Below are 21,405 nucleotides of genomic sequence, written 5' to 3' on the forward strand. Positions count from 1 at the left end.
TCACACCGACAGGGCTTCGAGCGCCAGATGCGACGCCTGCCGGGCATGGGCGTCGATCGGGCAGACCGCCCCCGCCAGCTGGGCGTCGACCGTGGCGATCGCGGTGACGTTGACCAGGCCGCGCACGGTCACCGACGGGGTGACGATATGGGCCGGCCGGGCGACGCCGAGCAGCATCGGGCCGATCGAGATCGCCTCACCCAGCACCTTCAGCATGTTGAAGGCGATGTTGGCGGCGTCGAGCGAGGGCAGCACCAGGAGGTTGGCGCTGCCGGTCAGCTTGCTGTCCGGGAAGATCCGCTGGCGGATCTCCTCCGACAGCGCGGCATCGGCATGCATCTCGCCCTCGACCTCGAGGTCCGGCGCCTGCTCGCGGATCAGTGACAGGGCGTGCCGCATCTTCACCGGCGACGGCCCGTCCATGGTGCCGAAGTTGGAATGCGACAGCAGCGCCACCTTCGGCACGATGCCGAGGCGCTTGATCTCCTCCGCCGCCAGCAGCGTGGTCTCGGCGATCTGCTCCGGCGTCGGGTCCGGGGTGATGTAGGTGTCGGCCAGGAAGAAGGTGCCGCGCGGCAGCACCAGCGCGCTGAGCGCCGCCGGGGTGGTGACCCCCGGCGCCAGGCCGATGACGCTGAGCACGTCGCGCAGATGCGGCCGGTACGGGCCGTAGCTGCCGCAGACCATGGCGTCGGCCTCCTGCTTCTGCACCATCAGCGCCGCGATCACGGTCGAGTTGGTGCGCACCACCGTGCGGGCGACGTCGGGCGAGACGCCGCGCCGGGCCAGCAGCTGGTGGTACAGGCGCCAGTATTCTGTGTAGCGGGGATCGTCCTCGGGATCGACCAGTTCGACGTCGCGGTCGAGCTTGAGGCGCAGGCCCAGCTTCTCGATCCGGCGCTCGACCACGCCGCGGCGGCCGATCAGGATCGGCCTGGCCAGCTGGTCGTCGAGCACGACCTGGACCGCGCGCAGCACCCGCTCGTCCTCGCCCTCGGCGTAGACGACGCGCTTCGGCTCCGCCTTCGCCAGGTTGAACACCGGCCGCATCACCAGGCCGGAGCGGAAGACGAACTCCTCCAGCTTGCCGACATAGGCGTCGAAATCCTCGATCGGCCGGGTGGCGACGCCGGACTCCATCGCCGCCTTCGCCACCGCCGGCGCGATCTTGATGATCAGCCGCGGGTCGAAGGGCTTCGGGATCAGGTAGTCCGGGCCGAAGCTGAGCTGCTGGTCGCCATAGGCGGTGGCGACGATGTCCGACCCCTCCTGCATCGCCAGGTCGGCGATGGCCTGCACCGCGGCGATCTTCATCGCCTCGTTGATCGCGGTGGCGCCGACGTCGAGCGCGCCGCGGAAGATGAAGGGGAAGCAGAGGACGTTGTTGACCTGGTTCGGATAGTCCGACCGGCCGGTCGCCATCACCGCGTCGGGGCGGATGGCCTTGACCTCCTCCGGCATGATCTCCGGCGTCGGGTTGGCCAGCGCCATGATGATCGGCCGGTCGGCCATGCGCTGCACCATCTCGCCGGTCAGCACCCGCGGCGCGGAGAGGCCGAGGAAGATGTCGGCGCCGCCGATCACCTCGGCCAGGGTCCGCGCCTCGGTCTTCCGGGCGTAGCGCTGCTTGCGCGGGTCCATCAGCTCGTTGCGGCCGTCCCAGACCACGCCGGCGATGTCGGTGACCCAGATGTTCTCGATCGGCAGGCCCATATCGACCAGCAGGTCGAGGCAGGCCAGCGCCGCGGCGCCGGCGCCGGAGGTGACCAGCTTGACCGATTTCAGGTCCTTGCCGACGACGCGCAGTCCGTTGGTGATGGCGGCGGCGACGATGATGGCCGTGCCGTGCTGGTCGTCATGGAAGACCGGGATCTTCATCCGCGCCCGGGCCTTGGATTCGACCTCGAAGCACTCCGGCGCCTTGATGTCCTCGAGGTTGACGCCGCCGAAGGTCGGCTCCAGCGCCACGATGATGTCGACCAGCTTGTCCGGGTCGGTCTCGTTGACCTCGATGTCGAAGACGTCGATGCCGGCAAACTTCTTGAACAGGACGCCCTTGCCTTCCATCACCGGCTTGGACGCCAGCGGGCCGATGTTGCCGAGGCCGAGCACGGCGGTGCCGTTCGAGATCACGGCGACGAGGTTGGCCCGGCTGGTGACGCGGGAGGCTTCCTGCGGGTCGGCGACGATCGCCTCGCAGGCCGCGGCGACGCCGGGGGAATAGGCCAGGGCCAGGTCGCGCTGCGTGGCCAGCGGCTTGGTCGGGGCCACCGCGATCTTTCCGGGGGTCGGCAGGCGGTGGTAGTCGAGGGCAGCTTCGCGCAGATCGCTGGACATCAGGGGATCCGGACAGCGTTACGGGTCGAGCCGTTATAGGCAGCGTTCCGCCCGGGCGGAAGGGCCGGCGCGGGAGGCTGCCTCCCGAAACGCGAAAGGCCCGCCGGTGAGGGCGGGCCTTGCGAAGAATGGTGCGGTCGAGAAGACTCGAACTTCCACGGGGGTTAGCCCACAGCGACCTCAACGCTGCGCGTCTACCAATTCCGCCACGACCGCACGGCAGGCGTGCCCACGAGGGGCCTTGCCTTCCGAGGTGCGGGGGGATTAGCAGATCGCATGCGCCCGATCAAGCAGCCCGATGAGATGATCGCGATTCCGTCCCCCGCCGTCGCCGAAACCGCCGTGCCGGGCGCCTTGGCGCGGCCCGTGCCCGACTGGCGCATCGACGACGGCGCCGTGCCCTATCCCGAGGCGCTGGCGGCGATGGAGGCCCGGGTCGCGGCGATTCGCGCCGGCACCGCGCCGGAGCTGGTGTGGCTGCTGGAGCACCCGCCGCTCTACACCGCCGGCACCAGCGCCCAGGACGGCGACCTGCTGGCGCCCGACCGCTTCCCGGTCTACCGCACCGGCCGCGGCGGCCAGTACACCTATCACGGGCCGGGGCAGCGGGTCGGCTACGTCATGGTCGACCTGAAGCGGCGCAACCCGGACGTCCGCGCCTATGTCCATTCCCTGGAGGAGTGGCTGATCCGCACCCTGGCGCGGTTCCAGGTGAAGGGCGAGCGGCGCGAGGGCCGGGTCGGCATCTGGGTCGAGCGCGACGGGTTCGAGAAGAAGATCGCCGCGATCGGGGTGCGGGTGCGGCAATGGGTGACCTTCCACGGCGTGGCGCTGAACGTCGACCCCGACCTGTCGCATTTCGCCGGCATCGTGCCCTGCGGCCTGGCGCAATACGGCGTCACCTCGCTGGTCGATCTCGGCCTGCCGGTGACCATGGCGGATGTCGACCTGGCCCTGCGCGAGGCCTGGGACGAGGTGTTCGAGGGGTAAGCCTCAGAAGCCTTGGAACAGGAAATCCAGGGCGTCGACGATGATCGAGTGCTGATCGGCCAGTGAGGCGATGCGGTCACCAAGTTCGGAAGCTTGAACCGCCGCCATATGGGTCGTCTGCAGAAAGTATCGTCGGCCATCGATCGAGAAGATCGGCTCCAGCCGCTCCTGCTGCCCGCCCGGATAGGCAGATAGCGGGATCAACGGCACCACGACCCGTGTGGCCAGATGGTCGTGGAATTCCGATTGCACATTCAGCACCAAGGTGCCGCCGAGCCTGCTCACCCGGTGCACGTCGAACCGCATCAGAAGAGTCGCAGCGATTCCAGGGTCAGCCCGTGTTGCTCGACCCATTCGTTGTGGCTCTTGATCGCCTCGGCGTTTCGCTGCTTCCAGAGCTCGCCCTCGTGGCGGCGCACCGCCTCGATGATGGCGTCCTCGGCAATCCTGGAGATGTTCAGGCCGTATTCCTTCGCCCGGCGGGTCGCCTCCGCCGAGAGGGTGAGATTGGTTGCCCGGCGCGGAGTGCGCCCTTCATCGATCATTGCCATAGACACAATATGCGCATTCAAGATGCGCATTGCAAGCTCAACGCTTCCGCCCGCGATGGATCGCATCAGAACTGCCGAAACCTCGCGAAGGGAAGGCCGTCCCGCTCAACCCATTCGTTGTAAGCCTTGATCGCCTCGGCGTTCTCCTCCTTCCAGCGGGCCGCTTCGTCCCGGCGCTTGGCCTCGTCGGCCGCATCCTGCGAGTCACGATCTTTCGTCTTGTTCCGATCGGGCATCTGGTACCCTCCCCGGTCCGATCGCCGAATCCGAGTCCCATCATGCTCCTCCAGGCCGAAGCCATCACCCTCAGGATCGGCGGCCGGGCGCTGTTCCAGGACGCCAGCTTCGCCGTCCATCCCGACGACCGGATCGGCCTGGTCGGCGACAACGGCAGCGGCAAGTCGACGCTGATCCAGGCGCTGCTGGGCGAGATCGAGCTGGACCGCGGCCGCATCGTGCGCCGGCGTGGCCTGCTGATCGGCCATGTGCCGCAGGCGGTGCCGGCCGACATCCTGCCGCTGACGCTGCATGAGGCGATGGTGCGGGCCCTGCCCGAAGCCACGCGCGACGACCAGGCCTGGCGCGCCGACGTGGTGCTGGACGAGCTGGGCCTCGCCCCCGAGCTGTGGCACGCCCAGACCGTGGCAGAGCTGTCCGGCGGCTGGCAGCGGCTGCTGCTGGTGGCGCGGGCGACGCTGGCCGACCCCGACCTGCTGATCCTGGACGAGCCGACCAACCATCTCGACGTCGGCAAGGTGATGCGGCTGGAGCGGTGGCTGACCGAGCATCTGCGCCTGCCCTTCATCCTGGTGTCGCACGACCGCGAGTTCCTGGACCGGGTGACCGACCGCACCATCATCCTGCGCGGCGACCGGGTGCGGGTCTACGGCACCTCCTTCTCCCAGGCGCGGCAGGAGCTGATCCGCGAGGACCTGGCGGCGCTGCAGCAGGCCGAGCGCGACGAGAAGGAAGTCGAGCGGCTGGAGCGCGCGGCCAAACGGCTGGCGATCTGGTCCAACCTGAAGGGGCATAATCCCGATATGGCCCGGCGCGCCAAGGCGGTGGCGGCCCGGGCCGAGCAGCAGCGGGCGCGCGCCACGGTGGCCCATCGCGAGGCGCGGCGAGACATCAACCTCGACACCGGCGCGGTGCAGCGCGAGACGCTGGTGCGGCTGAAGGACCACGTCGTGCGCACCGAGACCGGGCGCGAGCTGCTGCGCATCGAGCAGGAGTTCATCCGCCGCGGCGACCGCATCGCCCTCCTGGGCCTGAACGGCACCGGCAAGTCGCATCTGATCCGCGACCTGATGGCGGCGATCACGCTGGCGGCGGCGGGCGACGCGCCGATCGGCCAGCCGATCACCGCCAACCCGCAGCTGCGGCCCGGCTATCTCGACCAGCACTTGGCCGACCTGCCGCGGCAGATGCCGGTGAACCGGGCGTTGCAGGCGGCCTCGACCCTGCGCGACGCCGAGCTGGTGCGCGAGCTGCACAACATCGGCATCCCGATCGAGAAGCAGGCGACGCCGATCGCCCATCTCAGCTACGGCGAGCAGCTGCGCGTCACCTTCCTGCTGCTGCGGCTGCGCCAGCCCAACATCTACCTGCTGGACGAGCCGACCAACCACCTGGACATCGCCGGGCGGGAGCGGCTGGAGGACCTGCTGTCGCGCGACGACACGACCTGCGTCTTCGTCACCCACGACCGGCGCATGCTGCGCGGCATCGGCACTCGCTATCTGGAGATCCGCAACCGCCGGCTGGTCGAGGTCGACGGCCCGGACGAGTTCCTGGAGCGCGCGGCGGCCGCGGCCTGATTCGGCGGGAGAGACGTCCCCGAACGCTGCCGTCGCCCACCGCATGTGCCGGCTAGGAAGGATCTCCGCCCTGCTGTTAGGATAGGGTCATTTGAGGGGCGACCATCCTTTCGGACGGGCCACCGAACGGCTGCCAGCCTGAACCTGCCGGGCGGGGAAACCCGCCGGCGATTTCGAGCCGACGGAGTGCGCATGTCCGACATCATCGATCAGATCAGGGACGCCTACGACACGGTCCCGTACGAGTCCCATTCCTTCCCGACCACGTCCCCCGACCACCTCGAGACGGTCGCGCATCTCTTCGGCCTGTCGGCCCCGAAGGTCGCGACCAGCCGGGTGCTGGAGCTGGGCTGCGCGTCCGGCGGCAACATCCTGCCGCTCGCGCTGCGCTATCCGGAGAGCCGCGTGGTCGGCATCGACCTGTCGCCGGTCCAGATCGACGCGGGACGGAGAGCCATCGCCGCACTCGGGCTGACCAACATCGAGCTGCACCAGGGCGATCTGAGCGAGATCGCCCCGGCGCTCGGGGTCTTCGACTACATCATCTGCCACGGCGTCTACAGCTGGGTGCCGCCGGAGGTGCGGGAGGCGATCCTTCGCGTCTGCCGCGAGAACCTCGCCCCCGACGGCGTCGCCTTCGTCAGCTACAACTGCTATCCCGGCTGGAAGGCGAAGGAGGTCGTCCGCGACGCCATGATCCTGCGCGGCCGCCATGCGGGATCGAAGGAACAGCCGCTGGCCTACGCCCGGGGGATGATCGATTTCCTCTCCGGCGTCACCGCCCCCGACAGCCTGATGGGCCGCATCGTGGCCGAGCAGAGCGGCGCCCTGAAATCGTTCCACGAATCCTACCTCCAGCACGAGTTCCTCGAGCTCTACAACGCGCCCTGCTATTTCGGGGATTTCGTCGCGGCGGCGGAGAAGACCGGGCTGGCCTATCTCGGCGATGCGGTGCCTGCGTCGATGTTCGCCGCCAATTTCGGCGAATCCGTCGCCGGTCCGCTGCTGCGGGAATGCGGCGACAGCCAAGTCCGGCTCGAGCAGTATCTCGATTTCGTCAGCAACCGGACGTTCCGCCAGACCCTCCTGGTCCATGCCGATCGGGCCGGGGATATCCGCTACCGGCTCGACGGCGAGCGGCTGCGGGCGCTCCATGTCGCCGCCTTCCTTCCGCCCCAGGGAGAGGCCTTGCTGGACGATGCGCCGCGGCCCTACGGCCCGCCGAGCCTCCGTCCCGTGATACTGCCGCGGCGATCGGTCAAGGCCGCGGCTGCGGCGCTGACCGCGGCCTGGCCGGGGACGCTGGATTTCCGGTCGCTGATGGCAGCGGTCGAGGCCGCCCTCCCGGGCGAGATGCCGGCCGAAGCGGAAGCCGAGGTGACCGATCTCATCGAATTGCTGGTAATGCTCGATCGCGGGAAGATCCGGCTGAGCCCGGTGGCGAAGCCCGGGTCCACGGCCGCGGTGCCAGAAGCTTGGCGGCGCTATGCGGCCTGCACGACGGAGGCAGGCACGGCCCGGATCACCAACGCCTGGCACGAGTCGGTCGTCCTTGACGTGGTGGAACGCTGCCTGATCGCGCATCTCGACGGGACGCAGGGGGAAGAGGAGCTGGTCGATCGGCTCGTCGACTGTGTCGCGAAGGGCGACCTGTCGTTCAGACGGGCCGACCGGACGGTGAGCGACCCGGACGACATCCGGCGCTGCGCCAGGGAGCACCTCGACGGGGTGATGGCCCGATTCCCGCAGCGTGTCGTGTTCTGAACCGTATCGGCGAGGTCTAGGCCGACCTCGCCGCCTCCACCGCCACCCGGGTGGCCAGGGTCAGCGGCTTCGGCAGGGCGTCGAGGGCGAACCAGCCGATCGCGGCCAGCGCCGCCGGCTCGCGGTTGACCGGCTCGCCGGCGGCGATGGCGGCGCGGTACACCGGCGCCACCCAGTGGCTGCCGGCGGCGCGGTCGATCTGGTCGACCAGGCAGAGCAGACCGTCGAGCCGCAGCGCGACGCCGAGTTCCTCCTCGATCTCGCGCACCACCGCGGCCTCGACGGTCTCGCCGAAATCAACCTTGCCGCCGGGCAGGCCCCAATGCCCGGCCTCAGGCTCCCGCCGCCGCTGCACCAGCAGCAGCCGGCCGGCATCGTCGCGGATGAAGGCGCCGACGCCGAGCCGCGGGGCGGGCTCTCCGGTCACAGCGTCGGCCACTGGGCGAAGCCGGGATGGTCCGGCGGCTCGGCCTCCTCCGCCTGCACCCGGTCGACCAGCGCCACGCTCGGCCCGCGGCGGCAGGCGGCCACCACCCGGTCGACCGCGTCGGCCGGGCCGGACAGCAGCGCCTCGACCGAGCCGTCGCGGCGGTTGCGCACCCAGCCGTCCAACCCGGCCGAAGCGGCCTGGCCGGCCAGCCAGGCGCGGTAGCCGACGCCCTGGACCCGGCCGGTGATGCGCAGCGACAGCGTCTTGCGATCCCCGCTCATTCCTCCTCCTCCGGTTCCTCCGGCAGATCGCCGCCGTAGAGAGCGGCGGCGACGAGGCGGACGGCATAGCGCGCCTCGGTTTCCAGCCGCTCGGCCTCGAACCAGTGCATGTCGACCGTCAGCGTCGGCGGGTCGGAGACGTGCAGCGCCCGGTTGCGGGCCCGGCGCAGCAGGTCGAAGCGTTCGTCCAGCCCGGCCTCGGCGAACAGCGTCCCGGCGTTGAGATAAGGGTCGACGGCGCGGCCGGATGCCATCGCCTGCTCGCGCAGATGCGCCTCGATCACGGCGACGGCGAGGATCACGGTCGCGACCCAGGCGCCAGCGCCGAACACGGTCTCGAGCTCGACCAGCAGCGCCTGGGTGTGGTCACCCACCGCAACGGCAGGATCCCGCCGTTCCCCGGCCCCGCGGCCGGCCATGACGTCGGCGAACCAGCGGGTGCGAACCTCGCTCTCGTCGCCGGCGGCTTTCACTGGGCGAAGATCTCCTCGCACTTCTTCAGGTCGCCCTCGATCCGCGTCTTCTCCGCGCTGGGCGGGCGGTTCGGGCCGGCCAGGTCCTTGATCCGGGTGCAGTAGTCGGCCCAGGCGCCCAGCGCCCGGTCGTCGACCCGGATCATGAAGGGATCGGTCGGGCCGGGCGGCGGATGCAGGTCGTCGTCGCGAATCTGGGCGATCGGCGGCGGCGGCCCCGGATTCTCCGGCGGGGTGAAGCCGTCGCCGCAGCCCGCCAGGAGCAGCACCGGCAGGACGATACGGAGGACTCGGTTCATGGCGTTCTCCCGGCCCTCAGGCCGCTGCGAATTCCAGGATCTTCTGGTCGACCGCCAAGCTGTCGCCCGGCTTGGCATGCAGGGCCCCGACCACGCCGTCGCGCTCGGCCCGCAGGATGTTCTCCATCTTCATCGCCTCGACCACCGCCAGCTCCTGCCCGGCGCGCACCGGGTCGCCCGCGGCGACCGCGACCGAGACCAGGAGCCCGGGCATCGGCGACAGCAGGAAACGGGACATGTCGGGCGGCGCCTTGACCGGCATCAGCTCGGCCAGCGCCGCGGCGCGCGGCGTCAGCAGCACCAGGTCGGCCTCACCGCCGGCATGGGTCAGGCGCAGCCCCACCGGGCGGCGGTCGACCTGCGCCACCATCCGCGCGCCGTCCACCGTGCCGTCGAACAGCAGCGCGCCCGGCCGCCAATGGCCCTGGACGGCGAAGGACCGGCCGTCCAGCGTCACCCGCCAGCCGCCGGCATCCTCCGCCACCGTCACCGGCCGGTTCTGCCGGCCGGCGCGCAGCACCCAGTCGCGCGCGCCGTGGGCCGCGCCGCGCAGCGCCTGGCGGTGCAGCATGGCGGCGCCGAGCGCGGCGACCCGGTCGGCGGCCTCCCCCGACGGGGCGGTGCCATGGAAGCCGTCCGGGAATTCCTCGGCGATGAAGCGGGTGGTCAGCCGCCCCTCGACGAAGCGCGGGTGGTGCATCAGCGCCGCCAGGAACGGGATGTTGTGGTTGACGCCGCGGATCACGAAGCCGTCCAGCGCGCTGCGGATCGAGGCGATGGCCCCGGTCCGGTTCGCCCCGATGCCGATCAGCTTGGCGATCATCGGGTCGTAATGCATCGAGATCTCGCCGCCCTCGTCGACGCCGGTGTCGACGCGGACCTGCGGCCCTTCCTCCGGCGCGCGGTAGCGGGTCAGCCGGCCGATCGAGGGCAGGAAGCCGCGCAGCGGGTCCTCGGCATAGACCCGGGCCTCGATCGCCCAGCCGTCCAGCCGCACATCCTCCTGCCGGAACGGCAGCCCCTCGCCCGCGGCGATGCGGATCATCAGCTCGACCAGGTCGAATCCGGTCACCGCCTCGGTCACCGGATGCTCGACCTGCAGCCTCGTGTTCATCTCCAGGAAATAGAAGGACCGGTCGGCGCCGACGATGAACTCGACCGTGCCGGCCGAGCGGTAGCCGACGGCCCGGGCCAGAGCGCAGGCCTCGGCCCCCATCGCCCGCCGGGTCGCCTCGTCGAGGAAGGGCGACGGCGCCTCCTCGATCACCTTCTGGTGGCGGCGCTGGATCGAGCATTCGCGCTCGCCGAGATAGACGGTGTTGCCGTGGGCGTCGGCCAGCACCTGGATCTCGATGTGCCGCGGCTCCTCGATGAATTTCTCAGCGAAGACCCGGTCGTCGCCGAAGGCGGAGCGCGCCTCGTTGCGGGCGGAGCGGAAGCCCTCGCGCGCCTCGTCGTCGTTGCCGGCGACGCGCATGCCCTTGCCGCCGCCGCCGGCCGAGGCCTTCAGCATCACCGGGTAGCCGATGCGGCGGCAGACTTCGACCGCTTCCTCCTCGTCGGCGATCGGCGCCAGGTGGCCGGGCACGGTCGAGACGCCTGCGGCCTGGGCCAGCTTCTTCGATTCGATCTTGTCGCCCATCGCCTCGATGGCGTGGACGCCCGGACCGATGAAGGCGATGCCCGCGGCCTCCAGCGCCGCGCAGAAGCGCGGGTTCTCGGACAGGAAGCCGTAGCCGGGATGCACCGCCTGGGCGCCGGTGGCGCGGCACGCCTCGACGATGCGGTCGATCACCAGATAGGACTGGGCCGAGGGCGCCGGGCCGATCGGCACGGCCTCATCGGCCATGCGGACATGCACCGCGTCGGCGTCGGCCTCGGAATAGACGGCCACGGTCTTGATGCCCATGCGCCGCGCGGTGCGGATGACGCGGCAGGCGATCTCGCCGCGATTGGCGATCAGGATCTTGTCGAACATCGTCCCTTCGGAGGCGGTCGGGCCATGGGCGCAAGATTGCGTCCCAGCCGTGCCGCGCCGCAACAGGAAAGCGGTGGGGCGCCCCGCTTCCGCCTATTCCCCCGCCGGCGGCAGCACGCGGCCGGCGACCGGCGACGACAGGATCAGGGAGGAGGTGGTGGCGCCGAAGGCGGCCAGGCGCAGCAGGATCTCGTCGAGATGCTGGATCGATCGGGCGACGACCTTGAACACATAGGCGTCCTCGCCCGCGACCTCGTGACACTCCACCACCTCGGGCACGGTGCGGGCGAAGGCCTCGACCGCCGGGAACGTCTCGGCCCGGCAGCGCAGGCGGACGAAGGCGGACAGGCCGTAGCCGAGCCGGGCGCGGTCGATCTCGGCCCGGAAGCCCTTGATCACGCCCTGGTCCTCCAGCCGCTTCACCCGTTCGGCCACCGCCGGCGGCGACAGGCCGACCAGCCGGCCGAGCTCGGCATAGCTGGCGCGGGCATTCTCCTGCAGCGCCAGCACCAGGGTGCGACCGATGGCATCGAGGCGGAGTTTCGCATCCATCCGAATCGCCCCCGTTGGTTTCAATCCCGCATTGGTTTAATCGAAGGGCCGGCGAACCACCATTCGCGATCGTTCTGTTTCTGACACGAGGCCGGCGGCACCCAACACGTGATGACCGATCCCTTCCTGTTCGCCAAAGGCGTCGCGCTCGGTATCGCCATTGCCGCGCCGGTCGGCCCGATCGGCGTCCTCTGCATCCGCAGGACGCTGATCCACGGCCCCCGCTTCGGCATCCTGACCGGCATCGGCGCCGCCTTCGCGGACGGGCTGTTCGGCCTGATCGCCGCCTTCGGCATGGTGGCGCTGAGCGCCTGGCTGATCACGCTGAAGGACGCGCTGCACCTGATCGGCGGCACCGTGCTGGCCGTGCTGGCCGTGCGCACCCTGCTGCATGCCGGCCATATCGAGCGCGACCCCGAGACCGGGCGGACCGAGGGCAGCGAGATCACCGCGGTGGTCACCGCCTTCCTGCTGACCCTCAGCAACCCGATGACGATCCTGACCTTCGCCACCGCCTTCACCGCGGTCGGGCTGGCGGAAACGCTGTCCTTCGCCTCCGGCCTGATCCTGGTCGCCGGCGTGCTGCTCGGCTCCGCCTCCTGGTTCACGACGCTGAGCTTCGTCGTCTCCGCCACCGGCGGCCGCCTGACGCCGCGGACGCTGCTGTGGATCGACCGTGTCGCCGGGGTGCTGCTGCTGCTGTTCGCCGCCTACATGTTCCTGGCCCTGTGGCTGCGCTGGTAGCCGCTGCCGCTGCGCTGCGTTCTCGCGGATTGACAAGCCGCGCCGCCTTGGACGAGTGTGGCCCGCCCTGCGGGAAAGGCTCGAGACGTCCCGCCCGGAGAACTGAACGGACGCGTCCTGGTATGAATCTTTCGATCCTCCGCGCCGGCGTGGCGCTGCTCCCGCTTCTGTTCGCCGCCCCGGCGATCGCGCAGCAGGCCGCGCCCCCGGCACCGCCCGCCAAGCCGGCGGAGGCACCCGCGGCCCCGGCCGCCCAGCCGGCGCCGGCGCAAGGCCAGCCGGCGCAGGCCGCGCCGCAGGGACAGCAGGTCCCGCTGCCGAAGGAATTCAAGATCGATGCGGGCGGCTGGAAGGGCGGCGCCGTTCCCAACCCGAGCAACGGGCAGTTCGCCTATTGCGGCATCCAGAAGCCCTATGACGGCAACCAGCTGCTGTCCTTCCAGATGGCGCCGGACTACGCCTTCAACGTGGCCGTGATCCGGAAGGACTGGGGGCTGAAGGAAGGCGATAAGGGCCAGGGCCGCATCCGGGTCGACGGCAGCTTCGACAAGAGCTTCGAGGCGCTGCCGGTCAACCCCGAGGCCTTCGTCCTGCCGGCCGCGGCGCAGAGTGGGGACCTGTTCCAGGCGCTGGCCAAGGGCAACAAGGCGATCGTGACCACCCCGAAGGGCGAGTACACCTTCGCGCTCACCGGCACGGGAGCCGGCCTCGGCGCGCTGAAGAGCTGCATCGACGCCGCGCGCAAGCTGCTGACCCAGGCGCGGGCGAACAATCCACCGGCCGACCCCCGCACCCTGATCGGCGCGCAGGGCTTCGGCATGCCGGTTGGCGCGCTGCAGGACATCCTGGTCGGCGCCGGGCTGAAGGATGTCGGCATCGCCGATCCGCGCAAGCTGCCGCGCGACCCGCTGCAGATCAACCAGGCCTGGCAGGTGGGCACCGACGGCAAGGTCGTCGGCGGCCTGCACCAGGAGCCGCGCGGCGACGCGGTCGAGATCGACCAGTTCGCCAAGCGCTATCTGGAGATCATGAAGTCGGTCTGCGGCACCGACTGGCAGAGCAGCGACCAGCCGGCCGTGATCGAAGGTCCCTACGCCGTCAAGCGGGCCGAGCTGAGCTGCACGATGAACCAGCAGAAGATCGCCGCCTCGCTGGTCTTCACCCTCGACGACAACTACTACAGCGCCTTCTTCCACCAGGCACTGCAGACCGACAAGGCACTGGCGGACGACGCCTCGGGCAAGCTGGCCACCTTCATCCAGACGCAGATGGCGGCGGTCGAGGCGGAGCGGCAGAAGCAGGAGAACGGCCAGGCGGCCCCGCAGGGCACGGCGCCGGACGCCGGCCAGACCGCCCCGGCGGCGCCCGCCGCGCCGGCGACGCCGCCGGCCGAGGGTACGCAGCCGCCAGCGGCCGCACCCGGCTCCGGCGGCTGACCGAAACCACCACGGCACGACGCGAGGGCGGATCCATCCCGGATCCGCCCTTGTTGTTTCGGGCAGGAACCGGTCAAGATCACGGGAGGATGGAGGCTTCATGACCCATGCCGTGCCCCCTCGCTCCACGGCCGAGACGGATGCCCGGGACAGCCTGACCGAGCCGGCCGACATCGCGGCGCTGGTCGCGTCCGACCACCGCGACCCGTTCGGCGTGCTCGGCCCCCATCCCGCCGGAAGCGGCACGGTGCTGCGCTGCTTCCGCCCGGACGCCGTGGCGGTCGAGGCGATCGACCCGGACAGCGGCGCGGTGCTGGCGCGGCTGGCCCGGCGGCATCCCGACGGGGTGTTCGACGGCCGGATCGACCGCCCCTTCCCGCAGCGCTACCGGCTGCGCATCGACTACGGCACGGCCGGCGGGGGTTGGGAGATCGAGGACCCCTACCGCTTCCCCTCCAGCTTCGGCGAGATCGACCTGCATCTGCTCGGCGAGGGCACCCATCTGGAGCTCTACCGGCGGCTCGGCGCCCATCCGCGGACGCTGGGGGGGGTGGGCGGCACCGTCTTCGCCGTCTGGGCGCCGAACGCCCGCCGCGTCGCCGTGGTCGGCGACTTCAACAGCTGGGACGGGCGGCTGCACCCGATGCGGCTGCACCCCGGCATCGGCGTGTGGGAGATCTTCCTGCCGGGCGTCGGGCCCGGCGCGGCCTATAAGTTCGAGATCCGCGGCCGCGGCGGCGAGCTGCTGCCGCTGAAGACCGATCCCTTCGCCTTCCGGGCCGAGCATCCGCCGAAGACCGCCTCGATCGTGCACGGCTTGCCGGAGCACGGCTGGGACGACGGCGAATGGCTGGCCGGGCGCGCGGCGGCGCAGCGGCGCGACGCCCCGATCAGCATCTACGAGGTCCATCCCGGCTCGTGGCGCCGCGTGCCGGAGGAAGGCGGCCGGCCGCTGTCCTGGCGCGAGCTGGGCGACCAGCTGGTCCCCTACGCCGCCGGCCTCGGCTTCACCCATATCGAGCTGCTGCCGGTCAGCGAATATCCGTTCGACGGATCCTGGGGCTACCAGCCGATCGGCCTCTACGCCCCGACCAGCCGCTTCGGCCCGCCGGAGGATTTCGCCGCCTTCGTCGACCGCTGCCACCGCGCCGGGCTGGGCGTGCTGCTGGACTGGGTGCCCGGGCATTTCCCCAAGGACGAGCACGGACTGGCCTGGTTCGACGGCACCGCGCTCTACGAGCACGCGGACCCGCGCCAGGGCATGCACCAGGACTGGGGCACGCTGATCTACAATTACGGCCGGGCCGAGGTGCGCAACTTCCTGCTCGGCAACGCCCTTTACTGGCTCGACCGTTTCCATGTCGACGGGCTGCGGGTCGATGCCGTGGCCTCGATGCTGTACCTCGACTACAGCCGCAAGGCCGGGGAATGGGTGCAGAACCGCTTCGGCGGCCGCGAGAACCTGGAGGCGGTGGAGTTCCTGCGCCAGACCAACATCGAGGCGTTCGGCCGGCACGAGGGCGTGACCACCGTGGCCGAGGAATCGACCGCCTGGCCGGCGGTGTCGCGCCCGGCCCATCTCGGGGGCCTGGGCTTCGGCTACAAGTGGAACATGGGGTGGATGAACGACACCCTGCGTTACATGCAGAAGGACCCGGTGCACCGTCCCTGGCACCATTCCGACCTCACCTTCGGCCTGCTCTACGCCTTCAGCGAGAACTTCGTGCTGCCGCTGAGCCATGACGAGGTGGTGCACGGCAAGGGGTCGCTCCTGGGCAAGATGCCGGGCGACGACTGGCAGCAATTCGCCAACCTTCGCGCCTATTACGGCTTCATGTGGGCCCATCCGGGCAAGAAGCTGCTGTTCATGGGCGGCGAGTTCGCCCAGCGCAACGAATGGAGCCACGACCGCAGCCTGGACTGGCACCTGCTGGACGCCGAACGCCATGCCGGGGTGCAGCGGCTGATCGGCGACCTGAACCGCCTGTACCGCGAGTTGCCGGCCCTGCATGTGCATGACTGCGAGCCGCAGGGCTTCGACTGGGTCGACGCCAGCAACAGCGCCGATTCTATCCTGGTCTGGCTGCGCCGCGGCAAGGAGGGCGACCGGCCGGTGCTGGCGGTGTCGAACTTCACCCCGGTGCCGCGCCAGGGCTACCGCATCGGCGTGCCCCAGGGCGGCCGCTGGGTCGAGCGGCTGAACACCGACGCCCAGATCTACGGCGGCTCCGGCATGGGCAATTTCGGCGGGGTCGAGGCCGAGGCCTCACCCTGGCACGGCCGCCCCTGCTCGATGCTGCTGACCCTGCCGCCGCTGGCGACCGTGCTGTTCGAATGGGCGGGGTGAGGCGGCGGTCCCATCCGAGGTAGGTTGGGTTCGCGGTCGCGAATCCAACAGACACAGGTCGCGCGTTGGGTTCGCCAAGGCGAACCCAACCTACGATGCTCGGTCGAATGGGCGGTGAGGCCGCCCCGCCGCTACGGCTTCTGCGCCTCGGCCTGGCGCTTCAGCTCCTCCTGCGTACGGGCGATCTGGGCCTGCAGGTCGGCGAGCTGCTGGCGGGCCGCGGCGAGGTCGCCCTGGGTCTTGCCCAGCTGCTCGGTCGCCTGCGCCAGCTGGCCGTTCACCGCCGCGGCGTCGGCGTTGAGCTTGCCGTAGCTGTCGCGCTGCGCCGCCTCCTGCGCGCGCAGCTGCTCCAGCCGGCCGCTGGCATCGGCGATCTCGCCCTGCTTCGCGGCGAGCTGCGAATCGGCTGCCTTCGCCTGGTCCTGCGTCGCCTGGACCCGCGCCGCGGCCGCGTCGGCCTCCTGCGCGGCCTGGTCGCGGCGCTGGGTGGCCTCGGCCAGGGCGGCCCGGCCCTGCTGCAGCAGAGCCTGCAGCTGTTCCGATTCGGCCTTCAGCGCGTCGCGGTCGGCGCCGGCCCGCTTCAGCGCCGCCAGCTCCTGCTCCGCCGCCTCCAGCCGTGCCTGCAGCCCGTCGCGGGACTGGCCGGCGCTGCGGCTTTCGACGCCGAGATAGATCGCCGCGACCAGGGCGACGAAGGCGACGATGATCGCGGCGATGACGGCGATTCGCGGCCCTTCCGGATCGCGCGAAGGAACCGGGTGCGGATCGGTCGGCGCGGCCGGGCTGTGATCGGGATCGGCGAGGGTCGTCACGCGGTCGGTCCTTTCGGCGGGTCGGCTGGGCAACGCCTAGCGGCGAAACTTGGTGAAAACGTGTCGGCGGTCGGGGCGGCACGATGGCCGGTGGACGACCGCCGCCCACGCGCCCCATCCTGCCCGCGGGACAGGATCGAAGGAACCCCGCAATGCCGCTGCCCGATCGGATTCCGGCCGGCCGCCCCTGGCCGCTCGGCGCCACGCTGACGGAGGACGGGGTGAACTTCGCCCTGTTCTCCGCCCATGCCGAGCGGGTCGAGCTGTGCCTGTTCGACGCCGAGGGGCGACAGGAGGTCGCGCGCCGCGACCTGCCGGCCCGCACCGACCAGGTCTGGCACGGCTTCCTGCCCGGCGCCGGGGCCGGCACGGTCTACGGCTTCCGCGTCCACGGCCCCTACGCGCCCCTGGACGGCCACCGCTTCAACCCGAACAAGCTGCTGCTGGACCCCTATGCCCGCGGCCTGGCCGGCGGCTTCCGCTGGGATGATTCGGTGCATGGCTACACCCGCGGCGACCCGGCGGCCGACCTGTCCTTCGACCCGCGCGACAGCGCCCCCTTCGTGCCGAAATCGGTGGTGGTCGACCCGGCCCATGACTGGGAGGGCGACGAGGCGCCGCGCACGCCCTGGGCCGACACCGTGATCTATGAGGCCCATGTCCGCGGCCTGACCATGCGCCATCCGGGCGTGCCGGAACCGCTGCGCGGCACGCTGGGCGGGCTGGCCCATCCGGTGATGGTCGACCATCTGCGCCGGCTGGGCGTCACCGCGGTCGAGCTGATGCCGGTGCACGCCTTCCTGGACGAGCGGGCGCTGGTCGAACGCGGCCTGAGGAACTACTGGGGCTACAACACCGCCGCCTTCTTCGCCGTCCACCCCGCCTATGCCGGCGCCCTGCCGCCCCTGGAGGCGCTGCGCAACGCGGTCAAGGCGCTGCACCGGGCCGGCATCGAGGTGATCCTCGACGTCGTGTACAATCACACGGCGGAGAGCGACGTCTTCGGCCCGACCCTGAACTTCCGCGGCATCGACAACCTGTCCTACTACCAGCACGCGCCGCATGACCGGCGCGAGCCGTTCAACCCCACCGGCACCGGCAATGCCCTCGACCTCGGCCATCCGCGGGTGCTGCAGATGGTGATGGACAGCCTGCGCTGGTGGGTCGAGGCGGCGCATGTCGGCGGCTCCCGCTTCGCCCTCGCCCCCACCCTGGCCCGGGTGGACGGCGAATTCACCCCCGCCGCTCCCTTCCTGCAGGCGGTGGCGCAGGATCCGGTGCTGGCGCCGTGCAAGCTGATCGCCGAGCCCTGGGACATCGGGCCGGGCGGCTGGCGCGTCGGCGAGTTCCCCGCGGGCTGGTCGGGGTGGAACGACCGGTACCGCGGCGGCGTCCGCCGAACCTGGCGCCGCGATCCGGGCCAGCGGCCGGAGCTGGCAAGGCGCCTCTCCGCCTCCGCCGACCTGTTCGACCATGGCGGCCGCGGCGCCCGGGCCAGCGTCAACTTCGTCACCGCCCATGACGGCTTCACCCTGGCCGACCTCGCCTCCTATGCGCGGAAGCACAACGAGGCCAACGGCGAGGGCAACCGCGACGGCACCGGCGACAACCATTCCGACAACCTCGGCGCCGAAGGGCCGACCGACGACCCGGCGATCCTGGCGCGGCGGCTGCGCCGGCGGCGCAACCTGCTGGCCACGCTGCTGTTCAGCCAGGGCGTGCCGATGCTGCTGGGCGGCGACGAGCTGGGCCACAGCCAGCAGGGCAACAACAACGCCTATTGCCAGGACGGGACACTGACCTGGCTGGACTGGGACGCCGCCGACCCCGGCTTCCTCGACTTCGCGGCCCGGGTCGTGGCGCTGCGCCGGGCGCATCCGGCCCTGCGCCAGCCGCAGTTCCTGCACGGCGCGCCGAACGGCAAGGACGGCCTGCCCGACATCGCCTGGCTGCGGCCGGACGGCGAGGCCATGGCCCCGGCCGACTGGGACGATCCGGCCGGTTTCGCCCTCGGCGTGCTGCTGAGCGAGCCGGGCACGCCGCCGCTGCTGCTGCTGCTCAACCCCGGGCCGGCGGACATCCCTTTCGCCCTGCCGTCCCTCGGCGCCTGGCACCCCTGGCTCGACACGGCGCGGACGCCTGCCGTGCCGCGGCTGGATGCGGCGACCTATCCGCTGATGGCGGAAAGCCTGGCTCTCCTGGCGCTCGGAGCCGCCTCGCCGGCGGAGATCAAGAATGACTTGCAATAAAGCTGCGACTGTTTCTCAATCACAGAAGTAAAACTTTACGGATTCCTGTAATCGTTCTAAGGTGCGCTCCGCGAATTGACGAACACCGGCCGAGGCGACGATGCAGGGCGACAAGAAAGTCATCACCCACCTGAACGCGGTGCTGAAGAACGAGCTGACCGCGATCAACCAGTATTTCCTGCATGCGCGGATGCTCAAGAACTGGGACATCAAGCGCCTGGCCAAGAAGGTGTATGAGGAATCGATCGGCGAGATGAAGCACGCCGATCTGCTGATCGAGCGCATCCTGGTGCTGGAGGGCCTGCCGAACCTGCAGGATCTCGGCAAGCTCGGCATCGGCGAGAACGTGCCGGAGATGCTGGAATCCGACCTCGGCCTCGAGACCTTCAACCAGAAGACGGTGAAGGAGGCGATGGCGCATTGCGAATCGGTGCGCGACTTCGTCTCCAAGGACATCCTGCTGAAGATCCTCGGCGACACCGAGGAGCACATCGACTGGCTCGAATCGCAGCAATACCTGATCAGCCAGATGGGCCTGCAGAACTACATCCAGCTGGTGTCGACCGACGAGGAGTGACGGGATCGTCTCTTCCCGCTTCCACGGCCCCGCTTCGGCGGGGCTTTTTTCTGCCCGGGTGATTGCATCGCGGGCCCGGCACCCAACCTGATACGGAGGTTCGTCAGCGCCGGGAGAAGACCGATGCCCCGTAGCGTGCCGATCGTCCTGCTGGCGGCGCTGGTGCCCGCCACGGCCCTGGCCCATCACGGCTGGAGCTCCTACGACGCCAACACCACGCTCACGCTCTCGGGCCCGATCGAGACCGCGAGCTACCAGAACCCGCACGGCCTGATCACCCTGACCCAGGACGGCAAGACCTGGCAGGTGGTGCTGTCGCCGCCGTCGCGCATGGACCGGCGCGGCCTGCCGCGCGAGGACCTGACCGTCGGCACGCCCGTGACCGTGGTCGGCTATCCCAGCCGGGTGGTCGCGGACGAGATGCGGGCCGAGCGGATCACCATCGGCGGCCGCACCGTCGAGCTGCGCTGAGCCGATGGAGCACGGCCCCAGGGGCAGCGGCCTTCTCGCCGAGGGCGCGGCGCTGCTCGAGCATTCCGCCTTCGGCGCGCTGATGCGCGATTCGCTGTGGCTCTACCCGGCCGCCAACCTGCTGCATCTGCTCGGGCTGGTGCTGCTGGTCGGCGGCATCGGGCTGCTCGACCTCCGCCTCGTCGGCTTCGGCCGCGCCCTGCCGGTCCGCATCGTGTCGCGCCTGCTGACCCGGGTCGCGCTGGCCGGCCTGGTGCTGATGGCCGCGACCGGCGCGATGCTGTTCGCCGCCGATGCCGGGCCGCTGGCCGCGACCGACATCTTCCAGCTGAAGATCCTGGTGATCGCGGCGGCGCTGGCCAATGCGATCGCCTTCCGCTGGCTGTGGCAGCGCTCGCTGCCCGACTGGGACCATACCCCGCCGCTGCTCGGGCGGATCCAGGCGGCGGGGTCGATCGTGCTGTGGTTCTTCGCCGGCGCGCTCGGCCGGCTGATCGCCTACGGCTGAAGCCGGTCCGGTCAGGTCACCGCTTCGGCTTGGTGATCTCCTCGATCTGGCGCTGCAGGTCGTCCAGCTTCTGGCGCAGCGTGTCGATCGATCCCTGCTCCGACGGCGCTGGTCCGGCCGCGGCCTCGGCCGGGTTGGCGGCGGGCGGCTTGCCCCCCTTGCCGGCGGCGAAGGGGGTGAACATCTGCATCGCCCGCTCGAACAGCGCCATGTTCTGCTTGCCCATCTCCTCGAAGGCGCCGAAGGGGAAGACCCCGCTGACGTCCTTGAAGTACTGGCGCATCTGGTCCTGATTGCGGGCGAAGGCCTCCATCGAGGATTCGAGGTAGCGCGGCACCATGAACTGCAGGTTGTCGCCGTACAGGCTGATCAGCTGCCGCAGGAAGCCGATCGGCAGCATGTTCTGGCCCTTGCCTTCCTCCTCGACGATGATCTGGGTCAGCACCGAGCGGGTGATGTCCTCGCCGGTCTTGGCGTCGTAGACCACGAATTCCGTGCCGTCCTTGACCATCTGGGCCAGGTTCTCGAGCGTCACATAGCTCGACGTCGCGGTGTTGTAGAGCCGGCGGTTGGCGTACTTCTTGATGGTGATGGGAGCGCTCTTCGGCTCCTCGGCCGACGGGGCGGTTCCAGGGGCGGCCTGACTGGTCGGCATGGGTGTCCCTATCGCTTCTTCCGGCCGCGGGCTCACGGCCGCTTTCACTGAATTGGGGCCTATACTGGTCCGACCGGCGCGGCATGTCACGATCCTTTCGCATCGCAACACGCGCCGGGCATAGGCAGGCCCGG

General features: G+C 70.5%; 22 protein-coding genes and 1 tRNA gene. 10 read left to right on the forward strand and 13 right to left on the reverse strand.

The window, feature by feature from the left end:
* Together LG391_RS05750 and LG391_RS05755 are read right to left on the reverse strand one after the other, a co-directional pair.
* Nucleotides 1–2,337, reverse strand: a complete 2,337-nt coding sequence (locus LG391_RS05750; RefSeq protein ID WP_225767024.1) for an NADP-dependent malic enzyme — start codon at nucleotides 2,335–2,337, stop codon at nucleotides 1–3.
* A 129-nt stretch (nucleotides 2,338–2,466) separates the two neighbouring features.
* A tRNA-Leu gene (locus tag LG391_RS05755) sits at nucleotides 2,467–2,553 on the reverse strand.
* A gap of 87 nt (nucleotides 2,554–2,640) precedes the next feature.
* Here LG391_RS05755 and lipB point away from each other — a divergent pair.
* Entirely contained in the window at nucleotides 2,641–3,327 is a 687-nt protein-coding gene (gene lipB / locus LG391_RS05760) for a lipoyl(octanoyl) transferase LipB (RefSeq protein WP_225767645.1), read from the forward strand.
* Between the two features lie 3 nt (nucleotides 3,328–3,330).
* Here lipB and LG391_RS05765 read toward each other — a convergent pair whose 3' ends face one another.
* Genes LG391_RS05765 through LG391_RS05775 form a run of 3 tightly spaced genes read right to left on the reverse strand, consistent with a single transcriptional unit; the run spans nucleotide 3,331 to nucleotide 4,114 of the window.
* The gene (locus tag LG391_RS05765) at nucleotides 3,331–3,633 is read right to left on the reverse strand and encodes a CcdB family protein (protein WP_225767025.1); all 303 of its coding nucleotides are present in this window, start codon (nucleotides 3,631–3,633) and stop codon (nucleotides 3,331–3,333) included.
* Nucleotides 3,633–3,944 (reverse strand): type II toxin-antitoxin system CcdA family antitoxin, encoded by a 312-nt coding sequence (locus tag LG391_RS05770; protein WP_225767026.1) that lies wholly within the window; start codon nucleotides 3,942–3,944, stop codon nucleotides 3,633–3,635. Before LG391_RS05770 ends, LG391_RS05765 begins: the two co-directional genes overlap by 1 nt.
* The gene (locus tag LG391_RS05775; RefSeq protein ID WP_225767027.1) at nucleotides 3,944–4,114 is read right to left on the reverse strand and encodes a type II toxin-antitoxin system CcdA family antitoxin; all 171 of its coding nucleotides are present in this window, start codon (nucleotides 4,112–4,114) and stop codon (nucleotides 3,944–3,946) included. Before LG391_RS05775 ends, LG391_RS05770 begins: the two co-directional genes overlap by 1 nt.
* A 42-nt stretch (nucleotides 4,115–4,156) precedes the next feature.
* Between LG391_RS05775 and LG391_RS05780 the strand changes: the two genes are divergently transcribed.
* Together LG391_RS05780 and LG391_RS05785 are read left to right on the forward strand one after the other, a co-directional pair.
* A complete protein-coding gene (locus LG391_RS05780; RefSeq protein ID WP_225767028.1) occupies nucleotides 4,157–5,695 on the forward strand; it encodes an ATP-binding cassette domain-containing protein in 1,539 nt (512 codons plus the stop codon).
* Nucleotides 5,696–5,887: 192 nt separating this feature from the next.
* A complete protein-coding gene (locus tag LG391_RS05785; protein WP_225767029.1) occupies nucleotides 5,888–7,459 on the forward strand; it encodes a methyltransferase regulatory domain-containing protein in 1,572 nt (523 codons plus the stop codon).
* 16 nt (nucleotides 7,460–7,475) lie between these two features.
* On the opposite strand, the gene LG391_RS05790 is transcribed toward LG391_RS05785, so the two are convergent.
* From LG391_RS05790 to LG391_RS05815, 6 genes are all read right to left on the reverse strand, one after another.
* Nucleotides 7,476–7,898: an NUDIX domain-containing protein gene (locus LG391_RS05790; protein WP_225767030.1), complete on the reverse strand. Its 423-nt coding sequence runs from the start codon at nucleotides 7,896–7,898 to the stop codon at nucleotides 7,476–7,478.
* Nucleotides 7,883–8,170, reverse strand: coding sequence for an acylphosphatase (locus tag LG391_RS05795; protein WP_225767031.1), 288 nt, complete (start codon nucleotides 8,168–8,170; stop codon nucleotides 7,883–7,885). Before LG391_RS05795 ends, LG391_RS05790 begins: the two co-directional genes overlap by 16 nt.
* Complete coding sequence (locus LG391_RS05800; protein WP_225767032.1) at nucleotides 8,167–8,643, reverse strand: hypothetical protein; 477 nt, start codon at nucleotides 8,641–8,643, stop codon at nucleotides 8,167–8,169. Before LG391_RS05800 ends, LG391_RS05795 begins: the two co-directional genes overlap by 4 nt.
* Nucleotides 8,640–8,942, reverse strand: a complete 303-nt coding sequence (locus tag LG391_RS05805) for a hypothetical protein (protein WP_225767033.1) — start codon at nucleotides 8,940–8,942, stop codon at nucleotides 8,640–8,642. Before LG391_RS05805 ends, LG391_RS05800 begins: the two co-directional genes overlap by 4 nt.
* Nucleotides 8,943–8,958: 16 nt before the next feature.
* Entirely contained in the window at nucleotides 8,959–10,920 is a 1,962-nt protein-coding gene (locus tag LG391_RS05810; protein WP_225767034.1) for an acetyl/propionyl/methylcrotonyl-CoA carboxylase subunit alpha, read from the reverse strand.
* A gap of 93 nt (nucleotides 10,921–11,013) precedes the next feature.
* A complete protein-coding gene (locus LG391_RS05815) occupies nucleotides 11,014–11,472 on the reverse strand; it encodes an Lrp/AsnC family transcriptional regulator (protein WP_225767035.1) in 459 nt (152 codons plus the stop codon).
* Between the two features lie 111 nt (nucleotides 11,473–11,583).
* Between LG391_RS05815 and LG391_RS05820 the strand changes: the two genes are divergently transcribed.
* The 3 genes from LG391_RS05820 (at nucleotide 11,584) to glgB (ending at nucleotide 15,999) form a co-directional block, all read left to right on the forward strand.
* On the forward strand, nucleotides 11,584–12,216 hold the full coding sequence (locus LG391_RS05820; protein WP_225767036.1) for a LysE family translocator: 633 nt from the start codon (nucleotides 11,584–11,586) through the stop codon (nucleotides 12,214–12,216).
* Between the two features lie 122 nt (nucleotides 12,217–12,338).
* Nucleotides 12,339–13,652 carry a hypothetical protein gene (locus LG391_RS05825; protein ID WP_225767037.1) on the forward strand — a complete coding sequence of 438 codons (1,314 nt, stop codon included), beginning with the start codon at nucleotides 12,339–12,341 and terminating at the stop codon, nucleotides 13,650–13,652.
* A gap of 100 nt (nucleotides 13,653–13,752) precedes the next feature.
* Nucleotides 13,753–15,999, forward strand: a complete 2,247-nt coding sequence (gene glgB, locus LG391_RS05830; RefSeq protein ID WP_225767038.1) for a 1,4-alpha-glucan branching protein GlgB — start codon at nucleotides 13,753–13,755, stop codon at nucleotides 15,997–15,999.
* A 131-nt stretch (nucleotides 16,000–16,130) separates the two neighbouring features.
* On the opposite strand, the gene LG391_RS05835 is transcribed toward glgB, so the two are convergent.
* Nucleotides 16,131–16,811: a hypothetical protein gene (locus LG391_RS05835; RefSeq protein WP_225767039.1), complete on the reverse strand. Its 681-nt coding sequence runs from the start codon at nucleotides 16,809–16,811 to the stop codon at nucleotides 16,131–16,133.
* A gap of 152 nt (nucleotides 16,812–16,963) precedes the next feature.
* Between LG391_RS05835 and glgX the strand changes: the two genes are divergently transcribed.
* The 4 genes from glgX to LG391_RS05855 all read left to right on the forward strand — a co-directional run bounded on the left by glgX (nucleotide 16,964) and on the right by LG391_RS05855 (nucleotide 20,616).
* Nucleotides 16,964–19,060: a glycogen debranching protein GlgX gene (gene glgX, locus LG391_RS05840; RefSeq protein ID WP_225767040.1), complete on the forward strand. Its 2,097-nt coding sequence runs from the start codon at nucleotides 16,964–16,966 to the stop codon at nucleotides 19,058–19,060.
* A gap of 100 nt (nucleotides 19,061–19,160) precedes the next feature.
* A complete protein-coding gene (gene bfr / locus LG391_RS05845; RefSeq protein WP_225767041.1) occupies nucleotides 19,161–19,637 on the forward strand; it encodes a bacterioferritin in 477 nt (158 codons plus the stop codon).
* Nucleotides 19,638–19,760: 123 nt separating this feature from the next.
* Nucleotides 19,761–20,108, forward strand: coding sequence for a DUF6152 family protein (locus LG391_RS05850; RefSeq protein WP_225767042.1), 348 nt, complete (start codon nucleotides 19,761–19,763; stop codon nucleotides 20,106–20,108).
* 4 nt (nucleotides 20,109–20,112) lie between these two features.
* A complete protein-coding gene (locus tag LG391_RS05855; RefSeq protein ID WP_225767043.1) occupies nucleotides 20,113–20,616 on the forward strand; it encodes a hypothetical protein in 504 nt (167 codons plus the stop codon).
* Between the two features lie 16 nt (nucleotides 20,617–20,632).
* On the opposite strand, the gene phaR is transcribed toward LG391_RS05855, so the two are convergent.
* A complete protein-coding gene (phaR, locus tag LG391_RS05860) occupies nucleotides 20,633–21,271 on the reverse strand; it encodes a polyhydroxyalkanoate synthesis repressor PhaR (protein ID WP_225767044.1) in 639 nt (212 codons plus the stop codon).
* Between the last annotated feature and the right edge of the window lie 134 nt (nucleotides 21,272–21,405).

It is taken from the genome of Inquilinus sp. Marseille-Q2685, assembly GCF_916619195.1.
Classification (GTDB): Bacteria; Pseudomonadota; Alphaproteobacteria; order DSM-16000; family Inquilinaceae; genus Inquilinus.